Source organism: Corallococcus sp. RDP092CA, assembly GCF_041903675.1.
GTDB lineage: Bacteria > Myxococcota > Myxococcia > Myxococcales > Myxococcaceae > Corallococcus.
In genome coordinates this window covers 44538-55215 of record NZ_JAYESI010000046.1, presented here as the reverse complement: position 1 = coordinate 55215, position 10678 = coordinate 44538, and the positions used below count along the sequence as shown (strand labels likewise).

8 protein-coding genes are annotated in these 10678 nt (G+C 69.7%); 6 read left to right on the top strand and 2 right to left on the bottom strand.

The window, feature by feature from the left end; translation table 11 throughout:
- From U8525_RS32130 to U8525_RS32115, 4 genes are all read left to right on the top strand, one after another.
- Positions 1–1232, top strand: a 1232-nt coding sequence (locus tag U8525_RS32130; RefSeq protein WP_374270542.1) for an alpha/beta fold hydrolase, incomplete at its 5' end; no start/stop codon positions are given.
- Positions 1229–1687 carry a hypothetical protein gene (locus U8525_RS32125; protein WP_374270541.1) on the top strand — a complete coding sequence of 153 codons (459 nt, stop codon included), beginning with the start codon at positions 1229–1231 and terminating at the stop codon, positions 1685–1687. The genes U8525_RS32130 and U8525_RS32125, both read left to right, overlap by 4 nt.
- A gap of 178 nt (positions 1688–1865) precedes the next feature.
- Positions 1866–2114 carry a 50S ribosomal protein L31 gene (gene rpmE, locus U8525_RS32120; protein WP_374270540.1) on the top strand — a complete coding sequence of 83 codons (249 nt, stop codon included), beginning with the start codon at positions 1866–1868 and terminating at the stop codon, positions 2112–2114.
- A gap of 233 nt (positions 2115–2347) precedes the next feature.
- Positions 2348–3226, top strand: a complete 879-nt coding sequence (locus U8525_RS32115) for a site-specific DNA-methyltransferase (protein ID WP_374270539.1) — start codon at positions 2348–2350, stop codon at positions 3224–3226.
- 9 nt (positions 3227–3235) lie between these two features.
- On the opposite strand, the gene U8525_RS32110 is transcribed toward U8525_RS32115, so the two are convergent.
- A complete protein-coding gene (locus U8525_RS32110; protein WP_374270538.1) occupies positions 3236–4990 on the bottom strand; it encodes a M1 family metallopeptidase in 1755 nt (584 codons plus the stop codon).
- A 128-nt stretch (positions 4991–5118) separates the two neighbouring features.
- Between U8525_RS32110 and U8525_RS32105 the strand changes: the two genes are divergently transcribed.
- Together U8525_RS32105 and U8525_RS32100 are read left to right on the top strand one after the other, a co-directional pair.
- Positions 5119–7509, top strand: a complete 2391-nt coding sequence (locus U8525_RS32105) for a 3-hydroxyacyl-CoA dehydrogenase/enoyl-CoA hydratase family protein (protein ID WP_374270537.1) — start codon at positions 5119–5121, stop codon at positions 7507–7509.
- Between the two features lie 81 nt (positions 7510–7590).
- Positions 7591–8763: an acetyl-CoA C-acyltransferase gene (locus U8525_RS32100; RefSeq protein ID WP_374270536.1), complete on the top strand. Its 1173-nt coding sequence runs from the start codon at positions 7591–7593 to the stop codon at positions 8761–8763.
- A 52-nt stretch (positions 8764–8815) separates the two neighbouring features.
- Here U8525_RS32100 and U8525_RS32095 read toward each other — a convergent pair whose 3' ends face one another.
- Positions 8816–10654, bottom strand: a complete 1839-nt coding sequence (locus U8525_RS32095; RefSeq protein ID WP_374270535.1) for a DNA mismatch repair protein MutS — start codon at positions 10652–10654, stop codon at positions 8816–8818.
- Between the last annotated feature and the right edge of the window lie 24 nt (positions 10655–10678).

Genomic DNA, 10678 nt, shown 5'->3' with positions numbered 1-10678 from the left:
ACCCGAAGGCGGTGGAGGAGGAGCTGCGCAGGCACCTGCCGGAGTACATGGTGCCGTCGGCGATGGGGGTGCTGGACGCGCTGCCGCTCACGGCCAACGGCAAGGTGGACCGCAAGGCCCTGCCGGACCTGGTCGCCTCCACATCCCAGACCGACGACTTCATCGCGCCCCGTGACGCGCTGGAGTCCCAGCTCGCGAAGGTGTGGGAAGAGGTCCTGGGCGTGCAGCCCGTCGGCGTGCGCACCAGCTTCTTCGCGCTCGGAGGACACTCGCTGCTCGCGGTCCGCCTGGTGGCCGCGCTGCGCGAACAACTGGGCCGCGACGTCCCCCTGGCCGCGCTCTTCCAGCACCCCACCGTGGAGGACCTGGCGAAGCTGCTGCGCGCGGAAGCGGACACGTGGTCGCCGCTCGTCCCGCTGGAGAAGGGCGACGCCGGCCGCCGGCCCCTGTTCCTCGTCCACCCGGGTGGCGGCAACGTGCTCGCGTACCCGGAGCTGGCGCGGCTGCTCGGGCCCCATCAGCCCGTCTTCGGTCTCCAGGCGCGCGGCCTCCAGGCCGGCCATGCCGTGGCTGAGACCGTGGAGGAGATGGCCACCCTGTACCTGGCCGCCATCCGCAAGGAGCAGCCCGAAGGGCCCTACCTCCTCGCGGGCTGGTCGCTCGGCGGCGTCATCGCCTTCGAGATGGCCCTCCAACTGCGCGCGCAAGGCCAGGCCGTGGGGCTGCTCGGGCTCGTGGATGCCTACGTCCCCGGCGTGGGCGCGCCTCCCGGCGATGCCCCGAAGAAGGACCCCGACGCCAGCGTGCGCGTCGCCTTCGCCCAGACGGTGGCCCAGACCTTCTCCCTGCCCCTGCCGGTGCCGGACGAGGCCCTGGAGCGCATGGACGACGAAGCCATGCTGGGGACGCTCCTCGCCGTGGGCATCCAGGCCGGCCTCCTGGAGGAAGCGACGGGCCGCGAGCAATTGCGCGCCCTGTTCCGCGTCTACCAGGCCAACCTGCGCGCCATGGACCGCTACGTCCCCAGCCCCTACGACGGCCCGGCCCTGCTCCTCGCCGCCACGGAGGCGACCCCTTCACCCGGGGTGCCACGCCACCGCGGCTGGGAGGCGCTCGTCCGGGGGGGACTGGACGTGAGGGACGTCCCTGGGGGACACCATCAACTCATGCAGGAGCCGTACGTGCGGCACGTGGCCACGCTGTTGCGCGAGGCCCTGGAGGACAAGTCATGACCGTTGAAACATCCGAGACATCCAGCGGGGGCTCGCCCTGGCCCAACCGCATCATCCTGGCCATCTGGTTCGTGTGCTTCTCCGTGGGGGCCCTGGTCCACATCCTCATCGTGGCGAAGTACGGCCTCTTCGCGAATGATCCGGACAACCCGCAGCCCATGCCGTTCGTCGTCGTGAACGAGCTCTTCACGGTGCTCAACCCGCTCACCATCGTGCTGCTCATCTTCAAGCGGCGCGCGGGCATCCTCTCCGCGCTGGGCGTGGTGGCGCTCGTCTACGCCCTCAACCTGGCGATGATGGTGTGGTTCTGGATCGCCAGGCAGGAGGTCTACGTCGCGTGGCTGTACCTCAACGGCACCATGGGCGTGTTCATGGCCCTGACGGCGAAGCGCCTGTGGCGGGCCGCCCCCCCGGCGAAGGCCCTCCCACCCGCCACCACCCCGAGCACGACCTAGCTCCCACCCCCCTGGCTGGCCGCCAGCCGGCCCCGGGGCAGGCGCCCCCGAGGAGAAACCCCCGGGGTGGACGCGCATCCTTGAGAAAGGCCGGAGGCGTCGCTATAAGCCCCGACCCACTACAACGCTGGACCTCCCTCCCATCCTGGGCGGGGGCAAGGCGCACTGGAGAGAAGCCATGAAGCCCGACCTGCACCCGGTCTACCCGCCCTCCCGCATCACCTGCGCGTGCGGCAACGTCGTCGAGACCAAGTCCACCCGCGGCTCGTTCAGCGTGGAAGTGTGCTCGAACTGCCACCCGTTCTTCACCGGCAAGTACAAGCTGCTGGACACGGCGGGCCGCATCGACCGCTTCAAGAAGAAGTACGCGAACACCCCGCCGGCCGCCAAGAAGGGCGCGAAGGCCGCCGAGCCCGAGAAGGCGTAGTCCTTCGGCGCTACAGCGTCCGCGGTAGCTCACGAGCAGGGTCGTGGAGGGCCTCGAAAGACAGAGGCGCTCCCGCCCTGCTCGCGGTGTTTCCAGCCCCCCGCGCGCGCGTCAAGTTTCCGCGCGCGCTTTGGCTGCTACAGCCAAATACAGGCTGATTTCTTTACGTAGCACCCAACCGACCGCACAGTCCGCCGCGTCCCAGAGACGTCTGTCCCAAAGACGGAGGCGTGATGTTCGCGGAAGCTGCTGCCCCTGCCCTGAAGGTTGTCCGACGCTCCCAGAACGACAGCGTCTTCGCGAAGCGCGGGGAGGCCTACACGCTGCTGCAGGGCGACAGCCTGGAGCTGATGGCCCAGCTGCCCGAGCAGTCCTTCGACCTCATCTTCGCGGACCCGCCGTACTTCCTGTCCAACGGCGGCACCACCTGCAAGGGCGGCAAGCGCGTCTCCGTGCAGAAGGGCCAGTGGGACGTCTCGCGCGGGGTGGAGGAGGACCACGCCTTCACCACGAAGTGGCTCGCCGCCTGCCAGCGCCTCCTGCGTCCGTCCGGCACGCTGTGGGTGAGCGGCACCCAGCACGTCATCTTCAACGTCGGCTTCGCCATGCAGAAGCTGGGCTACAAGCTGCTCAACACCGTCACCTGGTACAAGCCCAACGCGAGCCCCAACCTGGCGTGCCGCTACTTCACGCACTCCACGGAGCTGCTCATCTGGGCCTCGCCGAAGTCCGGCGGCAAGCTCCAGCACGTCTTCAACTACCAGCGCATGAAGGCGGAGAACGGCGGCAAGCAGATGCGCGACGTGTGGGCCCTGCCGCGCACCGGTGACGAGGAGCTCACCGCCGACGGCGCCGGCCGCATGTGGACGCAGACGGCCCCGCGCGGCGAGGAGAAGGCCTTCGGCAGCCACCCCACCCAGAAGCCCGTGGCCCTGCTGGAGCGCATCCTGGAGGCGAGCTGCTCGGAGAACTCGCTCATCCTGGACCCCTTCAATGGCAGCGGCACCACCGGCGTGGCCGCCCTGAAGCACGGCCACCGCTACGTGGGCATCGACATGAACCCGGAGTACCTGGCCCTGTCCAAGAAGCGCCTGGACGCGGCCCTCAAGTAGCCTGCCGTCTCATGCGCGGCTGAGGATGAGCTCCACTCCCTGCCGCGCGATGGGGTGGTAGCGCGCCCCGTTCCGCTCGAACGCCGCGCGCGCCACCTTGCGGTGCTCACGCGACGAGGCGAGCACGCTGTAGAGCGGCTTGAGGTACTTCATGCGCCCCACCTCGCCGAGGAACTCCTCGGCCCGGTGCAGGGGCGCGTCGTAGCCCGCGCGCAGCGCCGCCACCAGCCACGCCACCAGCACCTCCGAGTTGCGGCTCGCGGTGAGCGAGTACCTCGCGTCCAACTCGCGGAAGACGTCCTGGGACGTGTCCGCCGGCATGGACTCCAGGAAGAGCTGCCACTCGGTGGGCGTCCAGTCCTTCGTGTCCGCCCGCGAAGGCACCTTCCCGCGCAGGCCCTCCAGCGCCTCCAGCCGCGCGGAGGTGGGCCGCGGCGCGTTCATCGGCACGCCGGGCCGGTTCAGGTACCCGTCCGCGTCCACCTTCGCCAGCGCGCCCGGCAGCTCTTCCTCCGTGAAGCGGACGAACTCCTCCGTGGTCAGCGCCTGGAAGCGGTACTTCGCCAGGTAGCGGCGCAGGAAGCCGTCGAAGGTGGGCCGGCCCACTGCGTCCTCCAGCGCGCGCAAGAGCAGGTAGCCCTTCTCGTAGGGAATCTGGGAGAAGGCCTCGTCCGGGTCCACGCCCGTCAGGTGCGTGCGCAGCGCGGTGAGCTGCGGGTGCGCGCGGAAGTGGTGCAGCGCCTCGTCCAGCGAGCGGCGCCCCAGGGCCGCGTGCAGCGCCGCGACCTCCGGCCCCGCCAGCGCCTCCAGGATGCGGCGCTCCGCGAAGACGGTGAAGCCCTCGTTCAGCCAGAAGTGCTCCGCGGACGCGTTCGTCACCAGGTTGCCCGTCCACGAGTGCGCCAGCTCGTGCGCCACCACGTTCACCAGGCTCTTGTCCCCCGCGATGAGCGTGGGCGTGAGGAACGTCAGCCGCGGGTTCTCCATGCCCCCGTAGGGGAACGACGGAGGCATCAGCAGGAGGTCGAAGCGCTCCCAGTCATACGGCCCGAAGAGCGACTCCGCGGCCTTGAGCATGTCGTCCACGCCCATGAACTCGTCCGCCGCGTCCTCCAGCGCCTCCGGCTCCGCCCACACGCGCGAGCGCGGCCCCAGCTCCTTGGACGTGAGGCTGCCCACCGCGAACGCCAGCAGGTACGGGGGCACCGGCTGCGGCATCTCGTAGTGCTCCTCCGCCTCCACGCCGTGCTCCTCCCGCCCCACGAAGGACGCCGCCATCACCGACTTCAGCTGCTTGGGCACCCGCAGGGCCGCGCGGTAGCGGATGCGGATGCGCGGCGTGTCCTGCAGCGGCACCACGCTGCGCGCGTGGATGGCCTGGCACTGGCTGAACAGGAACGGCTGCTGCCCCCCCGCCGTCTGCGACGGCGTCAGCCACTGCAGCGCGCTCGCCTCCGGCGAGGTCCGGTAGCGCACCGTCAGCTGCTTCACCCCCGCCGGAAGCTCGATGCGCAGCCGGCTGCCCAGGATGGGCTCGGGAGGAGAGAGGATGTAGGGCAAGGGGCGACCCTGGGCATCCACCACGCCGCGGATGTCCAGGTCGCGGGTGTCCAGGTCGAGGGGGCCTGCTGACGCCTCCTTGAGGGTCAGCGTGGCCTCCGCGTGCAGGCGGCGCGTCCGGAAATCGACGCGGGCCTTCCAGTCCAGCGTTTCGGTCTCAGGCTGCGTGCTGTCGTTGTACGAGTGCGGGTCGAGGCGAGCCATGGGGGCCGACTTGTAGTCGGGGAGCCGACCTCCTGGCGAGCACACCCGACGGCAATGCCGGTTGACTTCCGGGTCAATCGCCTACATTTGTGCAGTCCCCTACTTCCATTCAAGGGAGCCGATTTCCGATGACGACCCGGATCCGAAAAGTGGCGGTGCTTGGCGCTGGCGTGATGGGCAGCGGCATCGCCGCGCATCTGGCCAACTCCGGCGTGCGCGCCCTGCTGCTGGACATCGTTCCGCCCCAGGCCGCGCCGGGCGAGGACACCGCCTCCAAGGCGTTCCGCAACAAGTTCGCGCAGGGCGCCATCGCCAACCTGCGCAAGGCGAAGCCCAGCCCCATCGTGTCCGAGCAGGTGCTCGGCTTCATCGAGGTGGGCAACCTGGAGGATGACCTCCCGCGGCTGGCCGAGTGCGACTGGATCATCGAGGTCGTGAAGGAGGACCTGGCCGTCAAGCAGGCCCTGTTCGCCAAGGTGGAGAAGCACGCCCGCAAGGACGCCATCATCTCCTCCAACACCTCCGGCCTCTCCATCGTGGGCATGACGGAGGGGCGCGGCGCGGAGTTCAAGGAGAACTTCCTGGTCACGCACTTCTTCAACCCCGTGCGCTACATGAAGCTGCTGGAGCTGGTGGCCGGCCAGGAGACGAACCCGGCGGTCGTGAAGGCCGTCCACAAGTTCGGTGAGGAGGTCCTGGGCAAGGGCATCGTCTACGGCAAGGACACCACCAACTTCATCGCGAACCGCATCGGCGTGTACGGGATGATGCGGACCATCTCCGAGATGCAGAAGTCGGAGCTGACCATCGAAGAGGTGGACAAGATCTTTGGCCCGGCCATGGGCCGTCCCAAGTCCGCCGTGTTCCGCACCGCGGACATCGTGGGCCTGGACACGTTCACCCACGTGGCGAAGAACTGTTACGACACGCTGACGCACGACGAAGAGCGCGACGTCTTCGCCGCCCCGGACTTCCTCCAGAAGATGGTGGAGAAGAAGATGCTGGGCGACAAGAGCGGCGGCGGCTTCTACAAGAAGGACCGCTCCTCCGGCGGCAAGGACATCCTCGCGCTGGACCTGAAGACGCTGGAGTACCGGCCGCAGGCGAAGGTGCGCTTCGACTCGCTGGGCGCCGCGAAGGAGATCGAGAACGTCAAGGAGCGCGTGGCGTCCGTGATGAACGCGGACGACAAGGCCGGCAGGTTCGCCGAGCGCGTCACCCTGGACGTGCTGGCGTACTCCAGCCGCCGCATCCCGGAGATCGCCGACGACCTGGTCAACGTGGACCGCGGCGTGCGCTGGGGCTTCGGCTGGGACCTGGGGCCCTTCGAGGCCTGGGACGCCTACGGTGTCCAGAAGGGCGTGGAGCGCATGAAGGCGCTGGGCCTCAAGCCCGCCGCCTGGGTGGAGGAGATGCTGGCCAAGGGCCGCACGTCCTTCTACGGCGTGCAGGACGGCCGCGACACCTACTGGGACATCCCGTCCAGGTCCGTGAAGCCGGTGCCGGAGAACGCGCGCACCTTCCGCGTGGAGTACCTGAAGCGCGGCAACAAGAAGATCACCGGCAACGACAGCGCGTCGCTGTGGGACATGGGCGACGGCGTCACGCTCCTGGAGTTCCACTCCAAGATGAACTCCATCGACGATGACATCATCGCGATGATGAACACCGCGCTGGACGAGACGGAGGCGAACTTCAAGGGCCTCGTCATCGGCAACGACGGCTCCAACTTCTCCGCTGGCGCGAACATCATGGCCATGCTGATGGCGGCCAAGAGCGAGGACTTCGACTCCATCCGCAAGATGGCGTCCGCGTTCCAGGCGGCCAACCAGCGCATGCGCTACAGCCCCGTGCCCGTCGTGACGGCGCCCTTCAACCTCACGCTGGGCGGCGGCGCGGAGGTCACCATGGGTGGCAACGCGGTGCAGGCCAGCGCGGAGCTCTACATGGGCCTCGTGGAGGTGGGCGTGGGCCTCATCCCGGGCGGCGGCGGCACCATGATGCTGCTGCGCAACGTGTTCGGCGCCTACGCGGCGGACAAGGACTTCGACGCGCTGCCCTTCCTCAAGAAGGTGTTCCTCGCCATCGGCACGGCCAAGGTCGCGACGAGCGCGGAGGAGGCGCGCGAGCTGGGCTTCCTGTCCCAGCAGGACGGCATCACGGGCAACCGCGACTTCCTGCTGTCGGACGCGAAGTCGCGCGTGCTGGGCCTGGCGAACGGCGGCTTCCGCCCGCCGCGTCCCACGCGCTTCCGGCTGCCCGGCCCCAACGGCGCGGCCACCATCGACATGATGCTGTACGACATGCAGCTCAACAATCAGATCAGCGCCCACGACCGGAAGATCGCGCAGAAGCTGGCGCGCGTGCTGTCCGGAGGGGACACCAGCCCGTCCGTGCTGGTGACCGAGGAGAAGCTGCTGGAGCTGGAGATGGAAGCGTTCCTGAGCCTCATCGGCGAGGAGAAGACCCAGGACCGCATGATGTTCATGCTCGAGAAGGGCAAGCCGCTGCGCAACTAGCGCGAGGCGTTTACCCAATGGTTTTCCAGACGCGAATTCCGAAGCACGCCCGGGCGCTGTCCGGGCAGGGAGACACCTGACATGTCCGGTCGAGTCGTGATTGCCAGCGCGGTGCGCACCCCCTTCACCCGCGCCCACAAGGGAGAGTTCAAGGACACGCGGCCGGATACGCTCGCGGCCCTCGCCATCAAGGAGGCGGTCGCCCGGGTCCCTGGCCTCAAGCCGGCGGACGTGGAGGACGTCATCATGGGCTGCGCCATGCCGGAGGCGGAGCAGGGCATGAACGTGGCCCGCAACGCGAGCCTGCTCGCCGGCCTGCCGGACACCGTTCCGGGGCTGACCATCAACCGCTTCTGCTCGTCCGGCGTGCAGTCCGTGGCGCAGGCGGCGCAGGGCATCAAGTCCGGCATGCTCCAGGTGGCCGTGGCCGGTGGCACCGAGTCCATGACCATGGTGCCCATGGGCGGCAACAAGGTCTCCGCCAACCCGGAGATCATGCAGAAGCTGCCGGAGGTCTACACCTCCATGGGCGCCACGGCGGAGAACATCGCCTCGCGCTACAGCGTCAGCCGGGAGGACGCGGACAAGTTCGCCTACGAGTCCCAGCGCCGCGCGGCCACCGCCCGCGAGCAGGGGAAGTTCAAGGAGGAGATCTTCCCGGTCACCACCACGGTGTACGACGAAGACGGCACCCAGAAGCAGGTGACCGTGACCGTGGACACCATCCTGCGCCCGGACACGACGCTGGACGGCCTGGCCAAGCTGCGCCCGGCCTTCAACGCCAAGGGCGTGGTGACGGCGGGCAACGCGTCGCCGCTGACGGACGGCGCGGCGGCCGCGGTGGTGATGAGCGAGGAGAAGGCGAAGGAGCTCAACGTCAAGCCGCTGGGCTACTTCGTGGACTACGTGGTCGCCGGCGTGCCGCCCGAGATCATGGGCGTGGGCCCGGTGCCCGCCATCCGCAAGCTGCTGGAGCGCAACAAGTTGAAGGTCGAGGACATCAGCGTCTTCGAGATCAACGAGGCCTTCGCGGCGCAGGCGCTGCACTGCATCCGTGAGCTGGGCATCCCCCAGGACAAGGTGAACCCGAACGGCGGCGCCATCGCCCTGGGGCACCCGCTGGGCGTGTCCGGCGCGCGCATGGTGGCCACCATCCTGCGCGAGCTGAAGCGCCGGGACGGCCGCTACGGCGTGGTGAGCATGTGCATCGGCGGCGGCATGGGTGCCGCGGCGCTGGTGGAGCTGGCGAAGTAAGCCGCTTCCCGTTCGCGCCCCCTGTTGGATGAGGGGGGCGCGGAGGGGACAGTCAGGAGGCCGGGGCGTCCGGGTCGTTCACCGGGACGCCCGCCAGGCGCAGCACCCGCAGCGCGTTGGTGGTGTCCACCACCCCCTGCCGGAGCCGGTAGTCGAACACCATCTTCCCGTCCTCCAGGTGGTCGCGGAAGTGGACGTTCACCACGTGCGAGCCCGGCTCGTCCGCGAGCGCCGCCAGCGACAGGTCGTGCGTCGTCACCGCGCCACACGCGCCGGAGGCGAGCAGCAGCCGCAGCACCTCGCGCGAGGCGATCTGCCGCTCGCGGGTGTTGGTGCCCAGGAGGATCTCATCCAGCAGGAAGAGGGCCTGGCCCTTCGCGGCCGCCGCCGCGTCCAGCACGATCTTCAGCCGCAGCACCTCCGCGTGGAAGTACGACACGCCGCGCTCCAGCGAGTCCTTCACGCGCATGCTGGTGAGCACCTGCACCGGGGACAGCCGGAACGACGCCGCGGCCACCGGCGCGCCCGCCAGCGCCAGCACCACGTTCGCGCCCAGCGCGCGCATCAGCGTCGTCTTGCCGCTCATGTTGGAGCCGGTGATCAGCAGCGCGTGGCGCGGGCCGGGCAGGGACACGTCGTTGGGCACGGGCGCGTCCAGCAGCGGGTGTCCCAGCGCTGTCGCCACCACGCTCGGGCCCTGGGCTTCCAACTGGGGCCAGGTGAAGGCAGGGCGGTCATGGGCCAGGCCGCCCAGGCAGCAGAGGGCCTCCAGCTCCGCCAGGCCCTCGAACCACTGGCGCACGTCGCGGCCGTGCGCGGCGCGCCAGTGCTCCAACGCGAAGAGAGCGTGGATGTCCCAGAGCGTGAGCCAGTGCACCAGGGGGTGGAACTGGTGCCGCTTGAACTCGATGAGCGAGTACAGCCGGCTGAAGCGCTGGAACAGCGCGGACACCGGGGGCCCGCCCTGCGCCTGCAAGCCGGACTGGAGCTGCTTGAGGCGCGGGTGCTCGAAGGTCTGCTGCTCCACGCGCTCGAAGAGGGACGCGTAGCGCACGAAGCCGCGCTCCCCGCGCTCCACGCCTTCGTCCATCTGGCGCAGCGTGCGGCGCGTGGCCACGGCGACGCCCAGCTGCGCGAGCAGGCCCACCCAGACGGTGCTCTCCGGAATCACGCCCAGCGTGCCCAGGATGAAGAGGGTGAGCGTCACCGGGGGCAGCAGGATGGCCAGCGGGCGCGACCAGCGGATGGCGTCCAGCGAGGGGCCGGCCTCCGCCCAGTGGATGAAGAGGGCGGGGTCGGCCTTGTCCTTCGCCACCACGCGGGCGTCCACGCAGAGGTCCTGGCGGAAGTCCACGCGCGGGGCCAGCTCGCGCGCGGCGCCCTGCCGCGTCTCCACCGTCTCCGCGGTCGCGGGCGCGGACAGCCACGCCGCCAGCCGCTCCTCGCCCGCGCGCGTCGCCGTCTCGTTGATGAGCTGGAAGAGGCTGCCCTGGCCAAAGACATCCAGGTCCGTGGCGTAGAGGTGGTTGGGGGAGAGGAACCGCTCCCCGGTGTCCGTGAAGGAGTGCCAGCCGCCCTCCAGCCGCGCCAGGCCGCGCTCGTTGAGCAGGACGAAGAGGCGCGCGCGCTGCTCCTTGAGGAACACCTGGTGGTGCAGCACCGCGAGCAGGCCATAGACGGCCAGCGCCCCCGCCGCGGCCCACCACCAGGGCTTGGGCAGCCGGCCCATCAACGTCAGCGCCGCCACGACGAGCGCCGCCACGAAGGCCACGGTGCGCAGGTTGGCGTACCTCGCGCTGACGCGGTCCAGCTCCGTCAGCTCCGCCTGGGCGGCGGCGCGGCGGTCGGTGTACGTGCGATGGGGGCTCTGGGACTCGGTCGGGACGGGCACGATGGCCGCGCATGCTGTGCGGCC

Coding starts and splice junctions, on each gene's coding strand:
- U8525_RS32100 (WP_374270536.1), top strand. CDS start 7,591: ATGTCCGGTCGAGTCGTGATTGCCAGCGCGGTGCGCACCCCCTTCACC.
- U8525_RS32115 (WP_374270539.1), top strand. CDS start 2,348: ATGTTCGCGGAAGCTGCTGCCCCTGCCCTGAAGGTTGTCCGACGCTCC.
- U8525_RS32125 (WP_374270541.1), top strand. CDS start 1,229: ATGACCGTTGAAACATCCGAGACATCCAGCGGGGGCTCGCCCTGGCCC.
- U8525_RS32105 (WP_374270537.1), top strand. CDS start 5,119: ATGACGACCCGGATCCGAAAAGTGGCGGTGCTTGGCGCTGGCGTGATG.
- rpmE (WP_374270540.1), top strand. CDS start 1,866: ATGAAGCCCGACCTGCACCCGGTCTACCCGCCCTCCCGCATCACCTGC.
- U8525_RS32110 (WP_374270538.1), bottom strand. CDS start 4,990: ATGGCTCGCCTCGACCCGCACTCGTACAACGACAGCACGCAGCCTGAG.